The sequence below is a fragment of the Pseudomonas sp. GCEP-101 genome (assembly GCF_025133575.1).
GTDB classification, from domain to species: domain Bacteria; phylum Pseudomonadota; class Gammaproteobacteria; order Pseudomonadales; family Pseudomonadaceae; genus Pseudomonas; species Pseudomonas nitroreducens_B.
The window spans coordinates 318,844-341,777 of record NZ_CP104011.1 but is presented as its reverse complement, the minus strand read 5'-3'; the positions used below and the strand labels follow the sequence as shown (position 1 = coordinate 341,777).

Below are 22,934 nucleotides of genomic sequence, written 5' to 3'. Positions count from 1 at the left end.
GTGACGCTCACTCGGGGATGAAATCGCCGGGAATTATCTCGCCATTGCGGGCGATGTGCACGCTCTGTCCGAACAGCAGGCCGGTCTTCACTTCGCCGTCGAGGCGATAGCGGATCGGCTTGTCGGGATTTTCCAGCAGCTTGACGATGTACTTCATGTGCCGCCACAGGTTGGTGGTCACCGGGACTTCGAAGGTCTCGTAACCATTGGCCGGCACCGTGAACCAGTTATTCGACTCGCCCTCGGCCAGGTCGATATCGTTCAGCTTGACCTTGTAGGCCAGGCCGCGAACCGGAAGGCTGAAGTCGTTCGGGTTGTCGATGCGGAAATGCAGGACGAATTCCTGCTCCAGCAAGCGAGCTTTCACGACGTCGACTTTCTGCAGCTTCACGTCGGGTTGCTCGAAATTGCCTGACATCCAGCCGCAGCCGGAGACGAGGCTGAACAGCCAGAACAGGCTGAAAATTCTTATCATTTGCGCCTGATAATTCATGTCTACCCCTCAAGACGCCCCAGTGTACCAAGCACCTGCTCGGCCGCAAGTTGTTGTTACGTTAAAAGAAGCTGCACCATACTGGCCGAATGTAACCGGCGGGTTAACCCAGGAGAGTGAAGATGAGTCGCTATGAGATTGCCTTCTCGGGACGAACCGTTCCCGGTGCTCAGCTCGACACGGTGAAAGCCAACCTGGCCAGGCTGTTCCAGGCCGACGCCCAGCGCATCGAGCTGCTGTTCTCCGGCCGCCGCATGGTGATCAAGAACAACCTCGACGCGGAGGCGGCGGAAAAGTACCGCAGTGTGATCGAGCGTGCCGGCGCCGTCGTCGACGTGGTCGACATGGACGCGCCGATCGAGGAAATCGAGCTGGCCCCGCCGCCGCCGGCCGAACCCGCGCCGCCGGCTGCGCCGGGACGCCTGAACGTGGCGCCGCGTGACGGCTACATGGCGGCGTTCGCCGAGGTGGATGCGCCGGACTTCGGCCTCGCGCCGGTGGGCGCCGACCTGCAGGACGAAAAACCCAAGGCCCAGGCGCCGCGGGTGGACCTCAGCCAGTTCAGCGTCGCCCCGGTGGGCAGCGACATGGGCCAGGCCAAGCCCGAGCCCGCGAAGCCCGCGCCGGACACCAGCCACCTGAAACTCGCGGAGTGATCAGTCGCCCTGGTGCGGGTCGTCCTGGTAGACGAACTTGGGCATTTCCCAGCGGAAGCGGATCGCCAGCATGCGGAACAGGAAGCCGGCGAACAGGGTGATCAGCATCGCCTGCTCCTTGGGCAGGTCGATCTGCAGGCAGATCAGGTAGCACCAGGCGCTGGCGAAGGACACGCTGGCGTACAGCTCGCGGCGGAAGATCAGCGGCACGTCGTTGCAGAAGATGTCCCGCAGGATGCCGCCGAAGACCCCGGTGATCACGCCGCTGACCGCGGCGATCAGCAGGCTGTGGCCCATCTCCAGGCTGACCTGGCAGCCGATCAGGGTGAAAGCCACCAGGCCCACGGCGTCCAGCGCGAGGAACATCGAGCGCAGGTGACGCATCAGCGGGGCGATGAATACCGTGACCAGCGCGGCGCCGGCGGTGAGCGCCAGGTACTCCGGGTGGCGCACCCAGGTCAGCGGGTAGTGGCCCAGGAGCATGTCGCGCACCGAACCGCCGCCCAGGGCGGTGACGCAGGCCACCAGCACCACGCCGAACAGGTCCATGCTGCGCCGGCCGGCGGACAGCGCGCCGGTCATGGCTTCGGCGGTGATGGCGATGATGTAGAGAACGGTCAGCAGCATGGCGAGGTCCGGCAGGAGTAGCCGGTGCGGCGAAGTACCGCCGCCCCGGAAAAAAGCGCGGATTCTAGCCCAGACACCGAACGCCCCCAAGTGCTGCGAGTCGGCGCCTCACTCGAGGCTGTGCTACTCAATCCAGGGACCGCAGCACTTCTTCAGCTTGCCACCGGCGCCGCAGGGGCACGGGTCGTTGCGCCCCAGCTTCATCGGCACGGTGGGGTCGAGGAAATACCAGCGGCCGTCGCGCTGGACGAAGCCGGAGCATTCGCGATGGCTGTGCTCGCCGCCGGCGTCATGCCAGCGCGCGACGAAGGTCACCCGCGCATGTTCGGGCTGGCCGCCGAGCACTTCGTGGCTTTCCACCTCCAGGCCCAGCCAGGTGCTACCCAGGCTCCAGGTGCGGATCGCGTCCAGGTCCAGGCCCTGCTGCTGGGCGGGCAGGGTAGTGTCCTTCAGGTAATCCACCAGGCCCAGCGCGTAGGCGCTGTAGCGCGAGCGCATCAGTGCCTCGGCGGTGGGTGCGGCGATGCCGGCGTGGAAGCGCCCGCAGCAGTCGGGCAACGGCCGGCCGCTGCCGCACGGGCAGGTCGGTTCGATCATGGTCACCACCAGTACTTGCCGAAGTTTTGCGGGTTGGCCCAGAACTTCGCATTGAGCCAGTCCGGGACCTGTTTGTATTCGTGCAGATCGTAGGTGAACAGCGTGATCACCTGCGTGTCGCGCTGGAAGCGCTCGCTGGCCTGCATGGCCAGGGCGTAGAAGTCCGCATCCTGCGCCTGGGCGGCGTCGAGGTCGACCAGCACCGCCACGCGGCTGCTGTTGAGGTTGCGGATGCCGCCCACCAGTTGCTGCGCCTCGCGGCGCGGCAGGTGCTCCAGGCAGTCGGCCAGCAGCGCGAGGTCGTAGCGCTGGCCGGCCAGTTCCGCCGGCAGGGCGCCGGCGTCGGCGTGAAACAGCTCACAATCCGGATGCGCCGCGAGGAAGGCGTCCACCGCCGGGAGCTGGCTGGCGCCCACCAGCAGCAGGCGCTGCGGTGCGTAGCGAGCGAGCAGGGCGGCCAGGGCTTGTTGTGGCGTGCGTGTCGAAATCATGGGGCTCGTCGAAGGCAAAAAATAATGAACGAAGACTAGCGTGTGACACCCATATGGCCTAGTGCTGGCGCATTCTGTCAGTCACGTCTTTACTCGGTAATTGTCGGTCAAGACCCGATCATTAGAGGAGACATAACTTTATGAGCATCACAAGGACCGCTTTACCCCTGCTGCTGGTAAGCACGTTGCTCACCGGTTGCGCAGGGTTGCAGAAGTCCGACTGGCCGACCTGTGCCGTGGTGGGCGGTGTCGGTGGCGCAGGTTTGGGTTCCATCGAAAGCAGCGCCTGGGCGGGTTGGGGAGCCCTGATTGGCGGTGTACTGGGGGCGTCCTACTGCTGGGTGCATGGTGCCGCCGAACAAGTGGCCGAGGTTCCGCCGCCTGCGCCGGCTCCTGAGCCTGCTCCGGCCCCGCTGCCCAAGGAAGAGACCATCGTGGTGCGTGACCTGCACTTCGCCTTCGACTCGTCGAAGATCGATGCGCAGGACAAGGACAAGCTCGACACCATCGCTACCCGCCTCAAAGGCGAAGCCGCGACTACCGAGCTGAACATTGGCGGCCATACCGACAGCATCGGTACCGACGCCTACAACCAGAAACTGTCCGAGCGCCGTGCGAACGCCGTGTCCAACTACCTGGTCGATGCCGGCGTGCCTGCCAGCAGCATCAAGTCGGTCGTCGGTTATGGCGAAAGCCAGCCGGTGGCGGACAACAAGACCAAGGAAGGCCGCGCCGAGAACCGTCGCGTGGAAATCAAGATCACCCGCCAGTAAGTCCGGGGTGACCTGTGCAGAGGGGGCCTTCGTGGCCCCCTTTGTCATTCCCGGTTGCCACTGGCATAGCCGGGGGCAGAGGCGTATGTTCCCCGGCAAAGAAAAACACGGGGGCACTACATGAAAGCGTTGTTGGGGCTGGGCAAGGTGATTGCCCTGTTGTTCTGGCTGGCGGTGCTGGCCAATCTGATCCAACCCTTCGCACATCCCTTCGCCCTGCTGCTCAACGCGGCGGGTGCGCTGATCCTGCTGATTCACATCGTCGAGGTCGTGGCGCTGCGCAAGCGTCTGCAGGGTCGCCCGCATCCGGGCATGGACCGCCTGCAGATCCTGCTGTTCGGCGTCTTCCACTTCGCTACCCTGCCGCCCTCGGCCCCTGCCCCCGTAGAAGGAGATACCCATGCGTAAGTCGCTGCTGGGCCTGGCGCTGTGCGCCCCGCTGGCCTGCTTTGCCGCCGGCAGCGTGTCGGTGGAAGCCAACACCGTGTTGCGTCTGCCGGTGAAGGGCGACAGCCTGAGCCTGGACCGCATCAGCGTCGGCCCGGAAGGCGCGCTGCTGATTCCGTCGCGGGTCAAGGAACTGAAGATCGGCGAGCTGGACCTGGCGAAGAACGCGCGCATCGGCGTGTTCCCCGGCAACGAGGCGCTGCAGATCGACGTGCAGCACGGCCATCTGGCCGACGGCAGCGTGATCGCCGCGCAAGGCAGCTCCGGCAGCTTCGAAAAGCCCGCCAGCGGTGGCCGCAACCTGGTGCTGCGGCTGCAGGACGTGCAGGTGGAAAACCTGCTGATCGACGTGCGCGGCGGTGTCGGCGCTCCGGGTTATGACGGCCTGGACGGCGGCAGTGCGCAGACCTCCGGTTGCCTGTGGGGCAGCGGAAAATCCGCCGGTGACGGCCAGAACGGCGGCAACGGCCAGACCGGCGCAGCCGGCGGCGTGGTGCGCCTGGAAGTGCCCGAGCGGTTCGATGTGGCCACGGTCAAGGTGCGCCTGGAAGGCGGAGCCGGCGGTGCCGGCGGCAAGTCCGGCAAGGCCGGACCGCGCAGCAGCGAGAAGGGCTGCTGGTTCTATTCGGTGGCGGGCGAGAAGCCCGGCGCGGAAGGTCAGGGCGGTGCGGAAGGTGCCAAGGGCAGCGATGGCCGCCTGGAAGTGAAGCGCTTCTGAGTCGCGGTGCGTGAAAAAAAGCCCGCCCGGCAACCGGGCGGGCTTTTTTTTGCGGTGCGGGTCTTACCAGTGCGGGCGCGCGGCGACGAACGCCACCAGCGCCATGCCGATCAGCAGGTTCAGACCCACGGTCTTGCGGATCTTGCCCAGCGCGGCGCCGCCGGCCGGCCAGTCCTCGGCGCCCACTGCGCGGCGCAGCTCCGGCAGTTGCAGCGCCTGGATACGCAGGAACAGCGCGAGCATCGCCACGTACAGCCCCATCATCACCTGCACGTAGCGCGGTGCGCCGGCCATGCCGTTGAAGCTCAGGTGCAGCATGCCCACGCCGGTGACCGGCAGCAGGATCACCGCCGCCCACACCCAGCGGAAGAAGCGCGGGAACACTTCCAGCCACAGCTTCAGCCGCGGCGGAGCTTCCAGCGCGGCGACGGCGGCCGGGCGCAGCACCATCCAGGCGAAGAACATGCCGCCGACCCAGACCAGGGCGGCCAGGACGTGCAGGGCATAGACGAAGGCAAAGGGTGTCATTCGGACGATCTCCGCTGGCGATTGAAGTCAAGCGCGCTATCATAGCGGCCGATTCGAACCACTGAAAATTTATCCAGCATCCGGATGTGTCCTCGCGGCACGCTCCGGGGCCCGGGAAGTCCATGCTCAGCACCGAACTCAAGGCCACGATCCAGGGCGCCTACTCGCGCTTCCTCGAGGCCAAGGAACTCAAGCCGCGCTACGGCCAGCGCCTGATGATCGCCGAAGTCGCCAAGGTCCTGGGGACCATCGCCAGCGACGAGGAAGGCCATCGCCTGGGCGATGCCGCCGTGGTCGCCGTGGAAGCCGGCACCGGCACCGGCAAGACCGTCGCCTACAGCCTTGCCGCCATCGCCTGCGCCAAGGCCGCCGGCAAGCGCCTGGTGGTCGCCACCGCCACCGTTGCCCTGCAGGAGCAGATCGTCCACAAGGACCTGCCCGACCTGCTGCGCAATTCCGGCCTGTCGTTCAGTTTCGCCCTGGCCAAGGGGCGCGGGCGCTACATGTGCCTGTCCAAGCTCGACCACCTGCTGCAGGAAGGCCAGGCGCAGAGCGCCACTGCCCAGCTGTTCGAGGAGGAAGGTTTCCGCATCGACGTGGACGAAACCTCCACCAAGCTGTTCAACCAGATGATCGAGCGCCTGGCGGGCAACCGCTGGGACGGCGACCGCGACTCCTGGCCGGAGGCCATCGAGGATGCACAGTGGGCCCAGGTCACCACCGATCACAGCCAGTGCACCAACCGCCATTGCCCGAACTTCCAGCAGTGCGCCTTCTACAAGGCGCGCGAGGGCATGACCAAGGTCGACGTGATCGTCACCAACCATGACCTGGTGCTGGCCGACCTGGCCCTGGGCGGCGGCGCGATCCTGCCGGACCCGCGCGACACCATCTATGTGTTCGATGAAGGCCATCACCTGCCGGACAAGGCCATCGGCCACTTCGCCCATTTCACCCGCCTGCGCGCCACCGCCGACTGGCTGGGCCAGGTGGAAAAGAACCTGACCAAGCTGCTGGCGCAGAACCCGCTGCCGGGCGACCTTGGCCGCCTGATCGAACAGGTGCCGGAACTCGCCCGCGAGCTGCGCACGCATCAGCAGTTCATGTTCACCGCCTGCGAGGAGGTCGGGGACTTCCGTGCCGGCGAGGACATGGAGGGCCGCGAGCGGCCGCGCCATCGCTTCGAGGGCGGGGTGGTTCCCGAGCACATCCGCGAGATGGGCATCGAACTGAAGAAAGGGTTCGCCAAGCTCACCGACCTCTTCACCCGCCTGACTGAGTTGCTCAAGGAAGCCATGGACGGGGAGGGCAGCGTCGGCATCGCCAGCCACCAGGCCGAAGAGTGGTACCCGCTGTTCGGCAGCCTGCTGTCCCGTGCCCAGGGCAACTGGGAGCTGTGGACCGCCTTCACCAGCGAGGACCCGGAAGACAGCCCGCCCATGGCGCGCTGGCTGACCCTCGCCGAGAGCGGCACCTTCTACGACATCGAGGCCAACGCCAGCCCGATCCTCGCCGCCGAGACCCTGCGCCGCAACCTGTGGAACGTGGCCTACGGCGTGCTGGTGACCTCCGCGACGCTCACCGCGCTGGGCACCTTCGACCGCTACCGCATGCGCGCCGGCCTGCCGCGCGCCGCCGTCACCGCCGTGGTGCCGAGCCCGTTCCACCATGCCGATGCCGGCGTGCTGCGCGTGCCGGACCTCAAGGCCGACCCGCGCGACGCCGCCGCCCATACCGCGGCGATCATCCGCGAATTGCCGGCGATGGTCGAAGGTTCGCGCGGCTCGCTGATCCTCTTCGCCTCGCGCAAGCAGATGCAGGAAGTCTTCGACGGCCTGGAACGCGACTGGCGCAAGCGCGTGCTGATCCAGGGCAACCTGTCCAAGCAGGAAACCCTGAACAAGCACCGCGCGCGGGTGGACGATGGCGAACCGAGCGTGCTGTTCGGCCTGGCCAGCTTCGCCGAAGGCGTGGACCTGCCCGGTGCGTATTGCGAGCACGTGGTGATCGCCAAGATTCCCTTCGCCGTGCCGGATGACCCGGTGGAGGCGGCGCTGTCGGAATGGATCGAGGCGCGCGGCGGCAATCCCTTCATGGAGATCGCCGTGCCCGACGCTTCGCTGCGCCTGGTGCAGGCCTGCGGCCGCCTGCTGCGCACCGAGCAGGACCGCGGCACCATTACGCTGCTCGATCGCCGTGTGGTGACGCAGCGCTACGGCAAGGCCATTCTTAACGCGCTCCCCCCTTTCCGCCGTGAAATAGCTTGATCGGAGTTCGATCAGCTGCGCGTCGGCATAACTGCGTTGGAAGCTGGCCCGGAGTGCTCATTTACTGCGTGTAAACTCCGCTTCCGGGCCAGCTTCCGCCTTGTTCTGCTCTAGCTCGCAAGATCCTCGAGTTCGGAGCGGAAAATGCTTCCTGGTTGAATTCAGCGCCCGCCTGCTGGCGGTGCGTAGTGAGGACAAGGATAAATGATCGCTCCGCGTTGGCATCTGCCTCTGCTGCTCAGCCTCGCCATCGCCAGTGCCCCGGCCTGGTCGGCTGGCGGCAATGAAACCCTGTTCAATTTCGTCAAGCCGATGGCCGTGGTCACGGTGACCACGCAGAACGCCGACCTGCCCAGCGCCACCGCCGAGGCCACGCCCGAGGGCGAGATCCTGCGCCGGGTGAACTTCAACCCGGCGCCGCAACCGACCCTGCGCCTGGCGCCGTCCAACGGCAGCTGGGACTGGTCCCAGGCCGACAGCGTCAGCCTGCGCATCCAGAACGCCATGGACTGGGCCATCACCCTGGAAGTGGAGATCGAAGGCGTCGCCGGCGCCCCCGGCCTGCGCGCCAGCATCGCCCTGCCGCCAGGCCCGGCGCAGACCCTGGTGATCCCGCTGCACGCCATCGCGCCGGAAGACTTCGGCATGCGCGCCGGCGTACCGATGCCCGTGACCCAGGACGGCCAGCGCCTGCTGCTGGCCAGTAAGGTCACCGGCGAGCTGAACCGCAGCCAGGTCGGCGCGGTGAAACTGTTCCTGACCTCGCCCAAGGCGGCGCAGGACATCCTCGTCGGCCGCTTCGGCACCCGCGCCGGCAACGACGAATACCGCAAGGCCTACACCGGCATCGTCGACGGCTTCGGCCAATCCACCCGTAGCGACTGGCCGGAGAAGGTGAAGAGCGCCGAGCAACTGGCCAGCGCCTGGAAAGCCGAAGGCGAGCAACTCAGGAAGTGGCAGCCCGCCCCCGGCCGGGACGCCTTCGGCGGCCTGCTGGACGGCCCGGCCTTCGAGGGCACCGGTTTCTTCCGCACGGAAAAACGCAACGGCCGCTGGTGGCTGGTGACACCCGAGGGCCATTCGTTCTGGTCCCTGGGCGTCAACGCGGTGAACGCCGACAGCAGCCAGACCTACGTGGAAGGCCGCGAATACATGTTCGCCAGCCTGCCCAAAGAAGGCGAGCCGCTGGCCGCCTTCTACGGCCAGCGCGACGACCGCAGCGGCGTGGGCGCCCAGCAGGGCCGCGCCTTCGGCAATGGCCGCTGGTTCGACTTCTACGCCGCCAACCGCTTCCGCGCCGACGGCGGCCTCAGCGGCGACGCCGCCGCTGCCGCGTGGCGCGAGCGCACCGTGCAGCGCCTCGGCTCCTGGGGCTTCAATACCCTGGGCGACTGGAGCGATCCGGCCTTCGCCGACGATCCGCGCCTGCCCTACAGCGTGCCGCTGTCCATCAGCGGCGATTACGCCACGGTGAGCACCGGCTACGACTGGTGGGGCGCCATGCCCGACCCGTTCGACCCGCGCTTCGCCATGGCTGCCGAGCGCGCCATCGCCATCGCTGCCCGCGACCACCGCGAGGATGCCTGGCTGCTGGGCTACTACGCCGACAACGAGCTGGCCTGGGCCGGTCGTGGCGATGATGCCCAGGCGCACTTCGCCCTGGCCTTCGGCACGCTCAAGCTGTCCACCGACAGCCCGGCCAAGCGCGCCTTCATCAAGCAGCTCAAGGACAAGTACCAGGAGCACGAGCACCTCGCTGACGCCTGGGGCGTGCAATTGGGTTCCTGGGAAGACCTCGACGCGCCGGGTTACCAGGCGCCCCTGCCGAGCGAGGCGCACCCGGCCATCGCCCAGGACTACAGCGCCTTCCTGCGCCTGTATGCCGACCAGTACTTCAAGACGCTGAAGGACTCGCTGCAGTGGCACGCGCCCAACCACCTGCTGCTCGGCCCGCGCTTCGCCGTCAGCACGCCGGAGGCCCTGGCCTCCTGTGCGCAGTACTGCGACATCCTCAGCTTCAACCTCTACGTGCCGCTGCCGCAGCAGGGCTTCGATGCCGACTACGTGCGCAGCCTGGACAAGCCCGTGCTGATCACCGAGTTCCACTTCGGCTCCCGCGACCGCGGGCCGTTCTGGGGCGGCGTGGCCGAGGTATACAACGAGCAGCAGCGCGGCGAGGCCTACCAGCGCTTCCTCGCCGAGGCGGCGAAGGCGCCGAATATCGTCGGTGCCCACTGGTTCCAGTACCTCGACCAGCCGGCGACCGGCCGCCTGCTCGATGGCGAGAACGGCCATATCGGCCTGGTCGGCATCACCGACCTGCCGTTCGGCGGCTTCGTCGATGCCGTGCGCAAGGCTAACCAGCAGACGCTCAAGGGCATCGACGAGCAGGCCCGCGCCGCGGCCAAGGTGGCGCCGGAGCCCGCGCCGAAACCGGCGCCCGCCAACGATGACGGCGGTGAGGAAGAGCAGGCGTCGCAGTAACGGCGCCGCGATGATCCGACATTCGTGAGACCACACCCTGCCTTCGGCAGGGTTCCCAGGGGCGGGGTGCGCTGGAAGAATGGCGCCACCCGCCCTTGTGCTTTTTCGGAGCTTGAGATGACCCTGAACGGCCACTGCGATCCGCGCTTCACCCCCGTTGCCGATGCGTTCAGCGCGCTGTTCGAGGACCCGCAGGAGCGCGGTGCGGCACTGTGCATCCAGGTCGGCGGCGAGACCGTGGTCGATCTCTGGGCCGGCAGGGCAGGCAAGGAACCAGGGCAGGACTGGCAGGCCGACACGCTGCTCAACCTGTTCTCCTGCACCAAGACCTTCGCCGCCGTCGCCGCGCTGCAACTGGTGGGTGAAGGCCGGCTGGAGCTCGACGCCCCGGTCGCGCGCTACTGGCCGGAGTTCGAGCAGGCCGGCAAGCAAGGCATCACCGTGCGCCAACTGCTCAGCCATCGCGCCGGCCTGCCGGCAATTCGCGAGCCGCTGGCGCCCGAGGCGCTGTACGACTGGACGACCATGACCTCCGCGCTGGCCGCCGAAACGCCCTGGTGGACGCCAGGCGCCGAGCACGGCTACGCGCCCATCACCTACGGCTGGCTGATCGGCGAGGTGATCCGCCGCGTCGACGGCCGCGAGCCGGGCGCTGCCATCGTGGCGCGCACCGCCCGGCCGCTGGGCCTGGACTTCCACATCGGCCTGGACGACGCCGAGTTCCCTCGCGTGGCCCATATCGCCCGCGGCAAGGGCAACCTGGGCGACGCCGCCGCGCAACGCCTGCTGCGCACCATGATGACCGACGCCGCGGCGCTATCCACCCGCGCCTTCACCAACCCGCCGTCGGTGCTCACCAGCACCAACAAGCCGGAATGGCGGCGCATGTCGCAGCCGGCGGCCAACGGCCATGGCAATGCGCGTTCGCTGGCCGGTTTCTACAGCGGCCTGCTGCAGGGCCGGTTGCTGGACGACGCGCTGCTGGCCGAACTGACCCGCGAACATGCCATTGGCGAGGATCGAACATTGTTGACCTGTACGCGCTTCGGTCTGGGTTGCATGCTTGACCAGCCGACTGTGGCCAACGCCACCTACGGCCTCGGCCCGCAGGCCTTCGGGCATCCCGGGGCGGGTGGCTCCATCGGTTTCGCCGACCCCGAACGCGAGCTGGCCTTCGGTTTCGTCGTCAACACCCTTGGCCCGTATGTGCTGATGGACCCGCGCGCCCAGCGCCTGGCACGCCTGGCCGGCGACTGCCTGTAGCGACGAGCGGGAGGAACCTTCCTCCCGCCGCACCTTCTTAAGGTCGTCCGCTTTTGCCGTCGCGCTTGCGAGCTGTGACGGCGTTCTCCTGCGCGCAGGCATGCGCCGCTCGTCAGTTCGGGATTAAAATCTCGTTCCAACTGAGTAAGTTATGTACAACTCTTAAGCCGATTGCTGAAGTCAGGGTGCCGCCGCTCGCCGGCCGCGCCTGGCCTTCCTTCATGTTCCAACTTTATGGAATCGACCCCATGAACCTGCTGTTCTCCCGTACGCTGAAAGTCTCCACCCTTGCGCTGTGCGTCGGCCTTTCCGCCTGCAGCCAGTTCCAATCCCAGGATCAGGCAAAGGCGCCGGACAGCGCCGCGGCGGCTGGCGGTTCCGGTCACGGGTGGTGGCCCTTCGGTGGCGACCAGGCAGCCACTGCCGCAGCCCCCGCACCGGCGAAGCAAGCCGTTGACGCGCCCAAGGTCGCCGATGCCGGCAGCCAGCAGCCCGGTGGCCACTGGTGGTGGCCGTTCGGCGTGAGCGAGAGCAAGTCCGGCGCCGACACCGCCACCAAGCCGCAGAGCGCCAAGGTCACCAAGGAGTGGCTGGACCAGCACGAGAAGTCCCTGCGCGATGCGGTGGCCGGCAGCAAGTTCACCGTCGAGCGCCGCGAAAACGCCCTGGTGCTGATCGCGCCGGTGGAAGGCTCGTTCAACCCCAAGCGTCCTGAACTGCTGCTGCCGGTAACCCTGGCGCCGCTGGGCAACGTGGCGAAGATGCTGCAGAACGACCCGGAAAGCGGCGTGCTGGTGCTCGGCCACAGCGACAGCTCGGGCGACAAGGCGACCAACGACAAGGTCAGCCTGCAGCGTGCCCAGGCGGTGTCCTCGATCTTCCGCCTCAGCGGCCTGGGCGCCGATCGCCTGCGCCTGAAAGGCGTCGGTTCCAGCCTGCCGCGCGCCGACAACGCCAGCGCCGAAGGCCGCGCACTGAACCGCCGTGTCGAAGTGCTGGTGACCCAGCGCACCAGCCTGCTGGCGCTCGCCCAGGCTAACTGATCCGGCGCACGCCGAGCGTCGTTCCGCGCGGAATGACGCTTGTCGTGGATCAAGCGCAAAGGCGCAAGTCTGGATAAGCTTAAGGACTTCTTCTGCAGGAGATTTCCGATGGCTCAGACCCTGGCCGATATGCGCCGCGAATACACCCGTGACGGACTGACCGAAGCCCAGGCGCCCGCCGAACCGTTCAGCCTCTTCAACCAGTGGTTCGAGGATGCGCTGAAGACCGAGCAACTGCCGGTCGAACCCAACGCCATGACGCTCGCCACCGTGGACGCGGACGGCCAGCCACACTGCCGCGTGCTCCTGCTCAAGGGCCTCGACGAGCGCGGGTTCACCTTCTTCAGCAACTACCAGAGTGCCAAGGGCCAGCAGCTCGGGGAAAACCCGCGCGCGGCCATGACCTTCTTCTGGCCGGCCCTGGAACGCCAGGTGCGCATCGAAGGGCGCGTCGAGAAAGTCTCGGTCGAAGAGTCCGCCGCCTACTACCGCGTGCGTCCGCTGGGCAGCCGCCTGGGCGCCTGGGCTTCGCCGCAGAGCCGGGTGATCGACGGCCGTGGCGAGCTGGAGCAATTGCTCGCCGAAACCGAGAAGCGCTTCGCCGACAGCGCGCCGAGCTGCCCGGAGTTCTGGGGCGGATATCGCCTGCTGCCCCATCGCGTCGAGTTCTGGCAGGGCCGCCCGAGCCGCCTGCACGATCGCCTGAACTTCCGCGTCGAGAACGGCGCCTGGGTGCTGGAGCGCCTGGCGCCCTGATCCTATTCCGCAGGTTAGCGTGGTGTAGGACCAACAGGGTAAGTCCGTGCCTGTGTTTCCCCTCACCCCAGCCCTCTCCCGCAGGGAGAGGGAGCAGATCGTCCCGGCTGACGCCGCGGTTTCATCCTGCACCGAACGGTCCCCTCTCCCGCGGGAGAGGGTTAGGGTGAGGGCTGGTCCGAGCTCTGAATTATCCTGGGGGAGACGTCTCTGTCCGCGATGGTTTCCGGCGCGAGTCACACCCATCGCGGACAAAGTCCGCTCCTACGCACGTCGGGAAAACCGTGCTGCGGTGTAGGATGCCTCCATCCTCCCGCACAACGGACCTGTCCCCATGAAAGTCGTCATCGCCCCCGACTCCTTCAAGGAAAGCCTCTCCGCCCCCGCGGTCGCCGAGGCCATTTCCCGTGGCTGGCTGCGCGCGCGGCCCGGCGACGAAACCCTGCTGCGACCCATGGCCGACGGCGGCGAAGGCACCGTGGACGCGGTGCTGGCGGCGCGGCCGGGCGAGCGCCGCGAGCGGGAGGTCTGTGGTCCGCTGGAACAGCCGGTGAAGGCCCACTGGGGCTGGCTGGACGACGCCACGGCGGTGATCGAGATGGCCGCCGCCAGCGGCCTGCACTGGGTGCCCGAGGCCCAGCGCGACGCCACCCGCACCACCAGCCGCGGCACCGGCGAGCTGATTCGTGAAGCGCTGGATGCCGGCGCGCGGAAGATCATCATCGGCCTGGGTGGCAGCGCCACCAATGACGGCGGCCTGGGCTTGTTGCAGGCGCTGGGCGTGAGTTTCCTGGATGGCCAGGGCAACGAGCTGGGCGCAGGCGGTGCTCGGCTGGCCGAACTGGCGCGTATCGACCTGTCGAACCTCGACCCGCGACTGGCAACGGTCGAGATCGAAGTCGCGGCCGACGTCAACAATCCCCTCTGCGGTGCCCACGGCGCTTCGGCGGTCTTCGGCCCACAGAAGGGGGCGAGCCCGGCACAGGTCCGGCAACTGGACGCGGCGCTCAAGCGCCTTGCCGAAATCGCCGCACTCGCGCTGGGGCAGGATCACAGCCTGTTCCCCGGTGTCGGCGCCGCCGGTGGCCTGGGCTTCGCTTGTCGGGCTTTTCTCAAGGCGCGCTTCCGTCCCGGCATCGAGCTGATTGCCGAGCTGTCGGCGCTGGAGCCGGCGTTGGCTGGTGCGTCGCTGGTCATCACCGGGGAGGGGCGGCTGGACGGCCAGAGCCTGCACGGCAAGACGCCGGTGGGCGTGGCCCATGTCGCCCGCCACGCGGGCGTGCCGGTGATCGCACTGGCGGGCAGCGTCGGCGAAGGCCTGGCGCAATTGCGCGAGGCGGGCATCGAGGCGGCGTTCAGCCTGGCGCCCGGGCCGATCACCCTGGCCGAGGCCTGCGCCCGGGCGGCGCAGGAGCTGGAACACCGCGCCGAGGCGCTGGCGCGGTTCTGGTCGCTGGCTCAGGCGGCGCGGTAGTCGTCGGCAGCGCGTTGCAGCCAGTCGGGCAGGTCGCGGCGCTTCACCTTCTGGCGCTTGGCGTCGGCGAGGCGTTCGAGCAGGTAGCTGCGCTTGTGCGGATCGTCGCCGGCCAGCGACAGGGCCAGGTCGCGGTCCATCCAGCGGCGGATGCGCCAGTAGATCCACCAGTGGAAGTACAGACCGGCGGCGGTGGTGACGACGATGATGAAATAATCCATGGAGTGCTCCTGCCAGGCGCGCCAGCGTAATCGATACTAATGCCGGAAAAGCTGAGCCAGAGCAGGCGTTTTCGGCGCCTTTGGCACAAACTGTACGAAAGCTGAATCGAGATCAGCTGTTTCAAGACCTGGCGTGACAGGTGGGTTGCCGTCGGAGTCTAATAGTCGTAGCCCTACTTGGAGGTTCCCTAATGCGTAAAACTGCCCTCATCGCCGTGACTTTCGCCGCCCTGGCCATGACCCTCGGCGGTTGCCAGTCCAGCCTGACCGGTGACACCTACACCCGTGAAGAAGCACGCACCGTGCAGAACGTTCGCATGGGCACCATCCAGGCCCTGCGCCCGGTGAAAATCGAAGGCACCAAGACTCCGATCGGCTCGGTGGCCGGCGCCGCGGTCGGTGGTATCGGCGGCAGCGCCATCGGTGGCGGCAAGGGCAGCTATGTCACTGCGATCATCGGCGCCGTGGCCGGCGGCCTGCTCGGTGCGGCCACCGAAGAAGGCCTGACCCGTACCCAGGGCGTGGAAATCACCGTTCGCGAAGACGACGGCAGCACCCGCGCCTACGTTCAGCAGGTCGACGAAGGCGCCGTGTTCCGTGTCGGCGAGCGCGTGCGCATCCTGACCGTCAACGGCACCAGCCGCGTCAGCCACTGACCGGTACCGGCTGCCGTTCGCGGCAGCCAGCGAAATCCAGCGCGCGACAGTCACATCGACTGTCGCGCGCTATCGTTTGGGGGATCGTAAATTTCGCCGCAGCGCACGGCCGGCGCGGCCCAAACGTTCATTTTCGTAATAATTCAATCCATGACGTGAAATCGATAGATATGGATAATCGTCGTTTTCCTACACCGGCCGCTCGGGCGCGGGGTGGTGTGCTGGCTTGCCGTTCGGCGGTGAAAAGGAGTGGGTCATGACGTTGGCGCTGATCATCGCGCTGCCTTTCTTCGGGGTTTTGCTGCCGCTGCTGGCCGAGCGTTTCGGGCGTACCGCCTGCGCCGCCGCCACGGGCCTGGTGCCGCTCGCCGGGTTGATCCTGCTGCTGGGCCAGCGCTCGGTGCTGGGCGCCGCGCCCCAGGTACAGCGCCTGGAGTGGCTGCCGGAGCTGGGCCTGAATCTCAGCCTGCGCCTGGATGGCCTGGGCTTTCTGTTCGCCCTGCTGATCCTCGGTATCGGCTTGCTGGTCATCCTCTACGCCCGCTATTACCTGTCGGAGAAGGAGCCCGCGGGGCGCTTCTTCGCCTTCCTGCTGCTGTTCATGGGCGCCATGCTCGGCGTGGTGCTCAGCGAAAACCTGCTGCTGATGCTGGTGTTCTGGGAGCTGACCAGCCTGTCGTCGTTCCTGCTGATCGGCTTCTGGGGCCATCGCTCGGATGCCCGCAAGGGCGCGCGCATGTCGCTGGCGGTCACCGGTGGTGGCGGCCTGGCGCTGCTGGCCGGCATCCTGCTGATCGGCCACGTGGTCGGCAGCTTCGAGCTTTCCACGGTGCTCGGCGCCCGCGAGGTGCTGCAGGCCAGCCCGCTGTTCCCGCTGGCGCTGTGCCTGGTGCTGCTGGGCGTGTTCACCAAGTCGGCGCAATTCCCGTTCCACTTCTGGCTGCCCCATGCGATGGCGGCGCCGACGCCGGTGTCGGCCTACCTGCACTCGGCGACCATGGTGAAGGCCGGCGTGTTCCTGCTGGCGCGGCTCTACCCGCTGCTCTCGGGTAATGACCTGTGGTTCTACCTGGTCAGCCTCACCGGCCTGGCGACCCTGCTGATGGGCGCCTTCATGGCGCTGTTCCAGAACGACCTCAAGGGCCTGCTGGCCTATTCGACCATCAGCCACCTGGGGCTGATCACCCTGCTGTTCGGCCTGGATTCGCCCATGGCCAACGTCGCGGCGATCTTCCACATCATCAACCACGCGACCTTCAAGGCCTCGCTGTTCATGGCCGCCGGGATCATCGACCACGAGACTGGCAGCCGCGACATGCGGCGCATCAACGGCATGTGGAAGTACATGCCGCACACCGCCGTGCTGGCGATGGTGGCGTCGGCGTCCATGGCCGGCGTGCCGCTGCTCAATGGCTTCCTCAGCAAGGAGATGTTCTTCGGCGAGACCCTGGCGCAGAACATGATGGGCAGCTTCAACTGGGTGATCCCGGCGCTGGCCACCGTCGGCGCGCTGTTCTCGGTGAGCTACTCGGTGCGCTTCATCCACGACGTGTTCTTCAACGGCGAACCGATCAACCTGCCGAACCCGCATCCGCACGAGCCGCCGCGCTACATGAAGGTGCCGGTGGAAATCCTCGTGCTGATCTGCCTGCTGGTGGGCGTGCTGCCGTCGCTCACGGTCGGCCCGCTGTTGGCCGGGGCCGCCGCATCGAGCCTGAATGGCGCCTTGCCCGAGTACAGCCTGGCGATCTGGCACGGCGTCAATGCGCCGCTGATCATGAGCTTCGTCGCCACCGCCGGCGGCGTGCTGCTGTATGTACTGCGCAAGCCGCTGTTCGACTGGTACGCCGGGCTGCCGGCGATGGACGCCAAGCAGGTGTTCGAACAGCAGGTGCAGCGCGTGGTGCGCTGCGCCGCGCGGGTGACCGGCTACCTGGAGAACGGCTCGCTGCAGCGCTACGCCATGCTGCTGGTGCTGGCGGCGGTGATCGTCGTATTCGCCGGCCTGGCGCCGCTGCCCACGGTCGAAGGTGACCGGGCGCAGACGCCGCTGGACGGTATCACCGCCCTGGGCCTGGTGCTGCTGGCCATCGCCGGGCCGCTCACTGTCTGGTTCCATCGCCAGCGCCTGACCGCGCTGGTGATCCTGAGCATCGCCGGCCTGCTGGTGGCGCTGGCCTTCGCCCGCTTCGCCGCGCCGGACCTGGCGCTGACGCAGCTGTCGGTGGAAGTGGTGACCATGGTCCTGCTGATGCTGGCCCTGTACTACCTGCCGGCGCGCACGCCTAAGACCTCCAGCAGCCTGCGCCGCCTGCGCGATTTCGCGGTCGCCATCGGCGCCGGGGTGATGGTCACGCTGCTGACCTACGCCGTGCTCACGCGCCCCTACGACAGCATTGCCGGCTATTACCTGGAGAACAGCGTCTCCGGTGGCGGCGGGCATAACGTGGTGAACGTGATCCTGGTGGACTTCCGGGGCTTCGATACCCTCGGCGAGATCACCGTGCTGGCGATTGCCGCGGTCGGCATCTTCGCGCTGCTCGACGGCCTGCGCCTGTTGCGCCGCGAGCGCGACGACGAAGACCGTGCCTGGGCGACCGACCGCTTCCCGCCGATCCTCGCCACGCTGTCGCGCCTGTTGCTCCCGCTGGCGCTGCTGGTGTCGGTGTTCATCTTCCTGCGCGGCCACAACCTGCCGGGCGGCGGCTTCATCGCCGGGCTGATCACCTCGGTGGCGCTGATCCTCCAGTACATCGCCTGCGGCAGCCGCTGGGTGAGCACGCGCCTGCCGCTGGACTACAGCCGCCTCGCCGGCCTCGGCGTGCTGATCGCCGGACTGACCGGGCTGGGCGCCTGGTGCTTCGGCTTCCCGTTCCTCACCTCGGCGTTCGGTCACTTCCATATCCCGCTGGTGGGCGACATCGAGCTGGCCACGGCGATGCTCTTCGACCTGGGCGTGTACTTCACCGTGGTCGGCGCGACGCTGCTGATTCTGTCCGGCCTCGGTTCGCTCACGGCGCCGCCGGAGCCGATGTTGTCCAAGGAGGCGCATTGATGGAAGCGCTGTTCGCCATCGCCCTCGGCCTGCTGACCGCCAGCGGCGTCTACCTGCTGCTGCGGGCGCGCACCTTCCCGGTGGTGCTGGGGCTGACCCTGCTGTCCTACGCGGTCAATCTGTTCCTCTTCGCCATGGGCCGGCTGGCCGGCGACCCGGCGGTGATCGGCCAGGTCGCCAATGCCGGCGACCCGATTCCCCAGGCGCTGGTGCTGACCGCCATCGTCATCGGCTTCGCCATGACCGCCTTCGTCATCGTACTGGCGCTGCGCGGGCTGGCGGAAACCGGCAGTGATCATGTCGATGGCACTCTCGATGACAAGAATGGGGAGGAGGGCCGATGAACCACTGGCTGATCCTGCCCGTCCTGCTGCCGCTGTTCGCCGGCTGCGCATTGCTGCTTGTGGGCGAGCGCCTGCAGCGTGGCCTGTCGCTGCTCGCGACCCTGGCGCTGCTGCCGCTGTCGGCCGTGCTCCTGCAACAGGCCGACAGCGGCGTGGTGCAGTTCTACGCGCTGGGCAACTGGCAGCCGCCGTTCGGCATCATCCTGGTGCTGGACCGTCTCAGCGCCTTGCTGATCGCGGCGACCGCGCTGCTCGCCAGCCTGTCGCTGATCTACGCCGTGCGCGGCGACGACCGGCGCGGCAAGCGCTTCCACGCGTTGTTCCAGTTCCAGCTGCTGGGCCTGAACGGGGCGTTCCTCACCGGCGACCTGTTCAACCTGTTCGTGTTCTTCGAGATCCTGCTGATCGCCTCCTACGCGCTGCTGCTGCATGGCGGCGGGGCAGGGCGGGTGCGCGCGGGCGTGCACTACGTGGTGCTCAACCTGGTCGGTTCGGCGTTCTTCCTCATCGCGGTGGGCACGCTCTACGGCATCACCGGCACCCTGAACATGGCGCACATGGCCGAGCGCGTCGCGCAACTGAGCGCCGAACAGGCACCGCTGGTGCGCGCCGCGGCGCTGTTGCTGCTGGTGGTGTTCGGCCTGAAGGCGGCGCTGCTGCCGCTGTATTTCTGGCTGCCCAAGGCCTACGCCGAGGCCAGTGCGCCGGTGGCGGCGCTGTTCTCGATCATGACCAAGGTCGGCATCTATTCGATCCTGCGCGTCTATACGCTGATCTTCGGCGAGCAGGCCGGCGAGCTGGCGAACCTCGCGCAAGCCTGGCTGTGGCCGCTGGCGCTGGCCGGGATCGTCGCCGGTGCGCTGGGCGCCCTGGCCGCGACCACGCTGCAAGGGCTGTTGTCCTACCTGGTCGTCGTGTCCGCCGGTACGCTGCTGGCGGCCGTTGCCCTGGGCACGCCGGAGGCGCTGGCCGCTGCGCTCTACTACCTTCTGCACAGCATCTGGGTGGCCGGCGGCCTGTTCCTGCTGGCCGACCTGATCGCCCGCCAGCGCGGCGACAAGGGCGGCCGACTGGTACAGGGGCCGGCGTTGCTGCAACCGCATCTGCTGGGCGGCGCGTTCTTCTTCGGCGCCATCGCGGTTGCCGGGCTGCCACCGTTGTCTGGCTTCCTCGGCAAGCTGATGCTGCTGCGTTCGGTGAGTGGCGGCAGCGAAGCCATCGCGCTGTGGAGCGTGGTGCTGATCAGCGGGCTGGTGACCATCGTCGCCCTGAGCCGCGCCGGCAGCACGCTGTTCTGGCGCACCGGCAATACCGTGCTGGGCAGCGCCGAGCGCGAGCCGGTGAAGCTGCTGGCGACCGTCGGCCTGCTGGCCAGCGCGCCGCTGATGGTGGTCGCCGCGCGGCCGCTGCTCACGTATGCCCAGGCCACGGCGGCGCAATTGCTGGACGCCGGGCTGTATCGCCAGGCGATCCTGCTGGGAGGTGGCGCATGATCCGGCGCATCCTTCCGCATCCGTTGCTCAGCGGCGTGCTGCTGGTGAGCTGGCTGCTGCTGGTCAACGATTTCTCCCTCGGCCACTGGCTGCTCGGCGCCTTCCTCGGCCTGGCGATTCCGCTGCTGTGCCGCAACCTGCTGCTGGCCGCGCCGCGTATCCAGCGGCCTGGGCTGCTGCTGCGCTTCATCGGCCTGGTGCTCTACGACATCGTGGTGGCCAACCTGCAGGTGGCCAAGCTGGTGCTGGGGCCGAAGGCAAACCTGCAGCCGGGGTTCGTCGAGATTCCCCTGGAGCTGACCGACGACCTGGCCATCAGCATCCTCGCCAGCGTCATTACCCTGACCCCGGGCACCTGTTCCGCCGACCTCTCCGCCGACCGCCGCACGCTGCTGGTCCATGGCATCGACGTGCCGGACCCGCAGGCGCTGGTGGCGGACATCAAGGCGCGCTACGAGGCGCCGCTCAAGGAGGTGTTCCCGTGCTCGGCCTCGTGATCCCGATCTGCCTGGCGCTGCTGGGCATCGCCGTGCTGCTTACCGTGGCGCGGCTGATTCGCGGGCCGTCGGTGGCGGACCGCATCCTCGCGCTGGACACCCTGTCGGTGGAGGCCATCGCGCTGATCGTGCTGTTCGGCATCTGGAAGGGCAGCGGCCTGTACTTCGAGGCGGCGCTGCTGATCGCGGTGATGGGCTTCGTCAGCACCGTGGCCCTGTGCAAGTTCCTCCTGCGCGGAGACATCATCGAATGAATGTTCTGATCGAAGCGCTGGTCTGCCTGCTGTTGCTGGCCGGCAGCCTGTTCGCGCTGCTCGGCGCCATCGGCCTGTACCGCCTGCCGGACTTCTACACGCGCCTGCACGCCCCGACCAAGGCCTCCACCCTGGGCGTGGGCGGGGTGGTGCTGGCGTCGCTGCTGTACTTCAGCGCGCGCGGCGAGGGCGTCAGCCTGCATGAGATCCTGATCACCGTGTTCCTCTTCATCACCGCGCCGGTGAGCGCGCACCTGCTGGCGAAGGCGGCGATGCAGCAGCGGGTGCCGGTGGAGCGGGGGACCAAGGGTAAGCCTTGGGAATGATTTTGGACCTTGTCCGCGGGCGGATCTGGTCCCACCAGGGAACACCAGGCTGCACGCCATTGTAGGAGCGGGCCATGCCCGCCTTCTTGTTTCGCCCCCTCGGGCGACCTACTTTGCCAAACGGCGGATGGCCGCCCCACCCAAAGTAGGCAAAGGTCTTGCCCCGGACATCCGGTTTATCGCTTAGGCGAAAATTCCCGCGTTGAATCGAAGTTTCCGGGGCACGCCACGAGGGGCCGTCCCTGGCCCATCGTGGCTCTCGCGACATCCATGTCGCTCAACCCCTGAAACTCCAATTCAACAAGGCCTCCTGAACGGGGCATTCGGCGCGTGCGGGTGTTTCTCTGGAAACCTTTAAAAGCCAGGGGCAAGGCATTGGCTCTTCGTAGGAGCGAGCTTGCTCGCGAACCGCCCCAGCGCAGGAGCCGCCGGTGGGTTTGTTCGCGAGCAAGCTCGCTCCTACAGTTCGAATCCAGCCCATACAGTTTCCCTGTGATTCTGTACCTGTCGGCCGCCAGGGCGCGCCTCCTATACTCCGGGGACCTTTTCACTGGAGCGTCCCGTGCAGCAATCCCGGCCGTTCGCCCTTGCGTGCCTGGTGCTGGCCATGGCGCTGTGGGGCAGTTCGTTCATCGCGCTGAAGTTCGCCTTCCAGGAACTGCCGGCCATGTGGGTGATCTTCGCCCGCATGGCGCTGGGCAGCCTGATCTTCCTCGCCGCCTGGCGCTGGCGCGGGCGCATCGACTACCGTCCGGGCGACTGGCGGTGGCTGCTGGCGCTGGCCGCCTGCGAGCCGTGCCTGTATTTCATCTTCGAGTCCCTCGCGCTGCAGCACACCAGCGCCGCCCAGGCGGGGATGATCACCGCGTTGCTGCCCCTGCTGGTGGCGGTTGGCGCATTCTTCCTGCTGCAGGAGACGATCGCCCGCAACACCTGGCTGGGCTTTGCCCTGGCGGTGCTCGGCTCGCTCTGGCTGACCCTGGCCAGCGAGCCGGACCGCCACGCGCCCAACCCGCTGCTGGGCAATTTCTACGAACTGTTGGCAATGCTCTGCGCCACCGGCTACACCCTGTTGCTCAAGCACCTGTCGGCGCGCTATTCGCCCTTCATGCTCACCGCCATGCAGGCGTTCATCGGCTCGGTGTTCTTCCTGCCGCTGGCATTGGCCACCTCCGGCGTGCCGGCGGCGCCCGGCCCGACCGGTTGGTTCGCCCTGGCCTACCTGGGCAGCGTGGTGACGGTCGGCGCCTACGGTCTGTACAACTTCGGCGTCAGCCGCCTGCCGGCGAGCCAGGCGACCGGTTTCATCAACCTGATCCCGGTGTTCACCCTGATCTTCGCCGCGCTGCTGCTGGGCGAAGTGCTCAGCGGCCAGCAGGCGCTGGCTGCGGGCCTGGTGTTCGCCGGCGTCGCCTTGAGCCAGTGGCGCAGCGCGCCGCCCACATCGCCCGCCGGTGTGCTGGACTGAACC

The 22,934-nt window shown here is 67.5% G+C and carries 24 protein-coding genes; 18 read left to right on the top strand and 6 right to left on the bottom strand.

From position 1 onward, the window contains the following. Window positions 1-7: 7 nt before the first annotated feature. Window positions 8-493, bottom strand: a complete 486-nt coding sequence (locus N0B71_RS01555; RefSeq protein WP_259756806.1) for an LEA type 2 family protein — start codon at window positions 491-493, stop codon at window positions 8-10. Window positions 494-615: 122 nt separating this feature from the next. Here N0B71_RS01555 and N0B71_RS01550 point away from each other — a divergent pair, with 122 nt between their 5' ends. Next, window positions 616-1,149: a hypothetical protein gene (locus N0B71_RS01550; protein ID WP_259756804.1), complete on the top strand. Its 534-nt coding sequence runs from the start codon at window positions 616-618 to the stop codon at window positions 1,147-1,149. Here the strand turns inward: N0B71_RS01550 and N0B71_RS01545 are convergent, their stop codons facing one another. The 3 genes from N0B71_RS01545 to N0B71_RS01535 form a co-directional block, all read right to left on the bottom strand. After that, entirely contained in the window at window positions 1,150-1,776 is a 627-nt protein-coding gene (locus tag N0B71_RS01545) for a trimeric intracellular cation channel family protein (protein WP_236174736.1), read from the bottom strand. 123 nt (window positions 1,777-1,899) lie between these two features. Beyond that, window positions 1,900-2,373 (bottom strand): YchJ family protein, encoded by a 474-nt coding sequence (locus N0B71_RS01540; RefSeq protein ID WP_259756801.1) that lies wholly within the window; start codon window positions 2,371-2,373, stop codon window positions 1,900-1,902. Window positions 2,374-2,375: 2 nt separating this feature from the next. Further along, on the bottom strand, window positions 2,376-2,864 hold the full coding sequence (locus N0B71_RS01535; protein WP_259756799.1) for a class I SAM-dependent methyltransferase: 489 nt from the start codon (window positions 2,862-2,864) through the stop codon (window positions 2,376-2,378). Between the two features lie 140 nt (window positions 2,865-3,004). On the opposite strand from N0B71_RS01535, the gene N0B71_RS01530 reads away from it, so the two are divergent. From N0B71_RS01530 to N0B71_RS01520, 3 genes are all read left to right on the top strand, one after another. Beyond that, complete coding sequence (locus N0B71_RS01530; protein ID WP_259756798.1) at window positions 3,005-3,637, top strand: OmpA family protein; 633 nt, start codon at window positions 3,005-3,007, stop codon at window positions 3,635-3,637. Between the two features lie 120 nt (window positions 3,638-3,757). Next, window positions 3,758-4,045, top strand: coding sequence for a DUF1145 domain-containing protein (locus N0B71_RS01525; RefSeq protein ID WP_259756796.1), 288 nt, complete (start codon window positions 3,758-3,760; stop codon window positions 4,043-4,045). Next, complete coding sequence (locus tag N0B71_RS01520) at window positions 4,038-4,802, top strand: collagen-like protein (protein WP_259756794.1); 765 nt, start codon at window positions 4,038-4,040, stop codon at window positions 4,800-4,802. Before N0B71_RS01525 ends, N0B71_RS01520 begins: the two co-directional genes overlap by 8 nt. Window positions 4,803-4,865: 63 nt before the next feature. Here the strand turns inward: N0B71_RS01520 and N0B71_RS01515 are convergent, their stop codons facing one another. After that, window positions 4,866-5,330, bottom strand: a complete 465-nt coding sequence (locus N0B71_RS01515; RefSeq protein WP_045209867.1) for a CopD family protein — start codon at window positions 5,328-5,330, stop codon at window positions 4,866-4,868. A 122-nt stretch (window positions 5,331-5,452) separates the two neighbouring features. Between N0B71_RS01515 and dinG the strand changes: the two genes are divergently transcribed. The 6 genes from dinG (at window position 5,453) to N0B71_RS01485 (ending at window position 14,617) form a co-directional block, all read left to right on the top strand. Next, window positions 5,453-7,597 carry an ATP-dependent DNA helicase DinG gene (dinG, locus tag N0B71_RS01510; protein WP_259756792.1) on the top strand — a complete coding sequence of 715 codons (2,145 nt, stop codon included), beginning with the start codon at window positions 5,453-5,455 and terminating at the stop codon, window positions 7,595-7,597. 204 nt (window positions 7,598-7,801) lie between these two features. Then, window positions 7,802-10,081, top strand: a complete 2,280-nt coding sequence (locus N0B71_RS01505; RefSeq protein ID WP_259756791.1) for a beta-galactosidase — start codon at window positions 7,802-7,804, stop codon at window positions 10,079-10,081. A 117-nt stretch (window positions 10,082-10,198) separates the two neighbouring features. Continuing rightward, on the top strand, window positions 10,199-11,344 hold the full coding sequence (locus N0B71_RS01500) for a serine hydrolase domain-containing protein (protein ID WP_259756790.1): 1,146 nt from the start codon (window positions 10,199-10,201) through the stop codon (window positions 11,342-11,344). A 248-nt stretch (window positions 11,345-11,592) separates the two neighbouring features. Further along, a complete protein-coding gene (locus tag N0B71_RS01495) occupies window positions 11,593-12,387 on the top strand; it encodes an OmpA family protein (protein WP_259756789.1) in 795 nt (264 codons plus the stop codon). A 108-nt stretch (window positions 12,388-12,495) separates the two neighbouring features. Continuing rightward, the gene (pdxH, locus tag N0B71_RS01490; RefSeq protein WP_259756788.1) at window positions 12,496-13,143 is read left to right on the top strand and encodes a pyridoxamine 5'-phosphate oxidase; all 648 of its coding nucleotides are present in this window, start codon (window positions 12,496-12,498) and stop codon (window positions 13,141-13,143) included. A 334-nt stretch (window positions 13,144-13,477) separates the two neighbouring features. After that, on the top strand, window positions 13,478-14,617 hold the full coding sequence (locus tag N0B71_RS01485) for a glycerate kinase (RefSeq protein ID WP_259756786.1): 1,140 nt from the start codon (window positions 13,478-13,480) through the stop codon (window positions 14,615-14,617). Here the strand turns inward: N0B71_RS01485 and N0B71_RS01480 are convergent. Continuing rightward, complete coding sequence (locus N0B71_RS01480) at window positions 14,602-14,838, bottom strand: hypothetical protein (protein WP_259756785.1); 237 nt, start codon at window positions 14,836-14,838, stop codon at window positions 14,602-14,604. The genes N0B71_RS01485 and N0B71_RS01480 overlap by 16 nt on opposite strands. 191 nt (window positions 14,839-15,029) lie before the next feature. Here N0B71_RS01480 and N0B71_RS01475 point away from each other — a divergent pair, with 191 nt between their 5' ends. From N0B71_RS01475 to N0B71_RS01440, 8 genes are all read left to right on the top strand, one after another. Further along, window positions 15,030-15,494 (top strand): glycine zipper 2TM domain-containing protein, encoded by a 465-nt coding sequence (locus N0B71_RS01475; protein WP_024765217.1) that lies wholly within the window; start codon window positions 15,030-15,032, stop codon window positions 15,492-15,494. A 256-nt stretch (window positions 15,495-15,750) separates the two neighbouring features. Beyond that, the gene (locus N0B71_RS01470) at window positions 15,751-18,549 is read left to right on the top strand and encodes a monovalent cation/H+ antiporter subunit A (RefSeq protein WP_259756782.1); all 2,799 of its coding nucleotides are present in this window, start codon (window positions 15,751-15,753) and stop codon (window positions 18,547-18,549) included. Then, on the top strand, window positions 18,549-18,893 hold the full coding sequence (locus N0B71_RS01465; protein ID WP_259756781.1) for a Na+/H+ antiporter subunit C: 345 nt from the start codon (window positions 18,549-18,551) through the stop codon (window positions 18,891-18,893). The genes N0B71_RS01470 and N0B71_RS01465 overlap by 1 nt, the downstream gene beginning before the upstream one ends. Next, window positions 18,890-20,386, top strand: coding sequence for a monovalent cation/H+ antiporter subunit D (locus tag N0B71_RS01460; RefSeq protein WP_259756780.1), 1,497 nt, complete (start codon window positions 18,890-18,892; stop codon window positions 20,384-20,386). Before N0B71_RS01465 ends, N0B71_RS01460 begins: the two co-directional genes overlap by 4 nt. Further along, on the top strand, window positions 20,383-20,883 hold the full coding sequence (locus N0B71_RS01455) for a Na+/H+ antiporter subunit E (protein ID WP_259756778.1): 501 nt from the start codon (window positions 20,383-20,385) through the stop codon (window positions 20,881-20,883). The genes N0B71_RS01460 and N0B71_RS01455 overlap by 4 nt, the downstream gene beginning before the upstream one ends. After that, window positions 20,868-21,137, top strand: a complete 270-nt coding sequence (locus N0B71_RS01450) for a K+/H+ antiporter subunit F (RefSeq protein ID WP_259756776.1) — start codon at window positions 20,868-20,870, stop codon at window positions 21,135-21,137. The genes N0B71_RS01455 and N0B71_RS01450 overlap by 16 nt, the downstream gene beginning before the upstream one ends. After that, on the top strand, window positions 21,134-21,463 hold the full coding sequence (locus N0B71_RS01445) for a Na+/H+ antiporter subunit G (protein ID WP_259756773.1): 330 nt from the start codon (window positions 21,134-21,136) through the stop codon (window positions 21,461-21,463). The genes N0B71_RS01450 and N0B71_RS01445 overlap by 4 nt, the downstream gene beginning before the upstream one ends. Window positions 21,464-22,070: 607 nt before the next feature. Next, window positions 22,071-22,931: a DMT family transporter gene (locus tag N0B71_RS01440; RefSeq protein WP_442964701.1), complete on the top strand. Its 861-nt coding sequence runs from the start codon at window positions 22,071-22,073 to the stop codon at window positions 22,929-22,931. Window positions 22,932-22,934 lie beyond the last annotated feature (3 nt).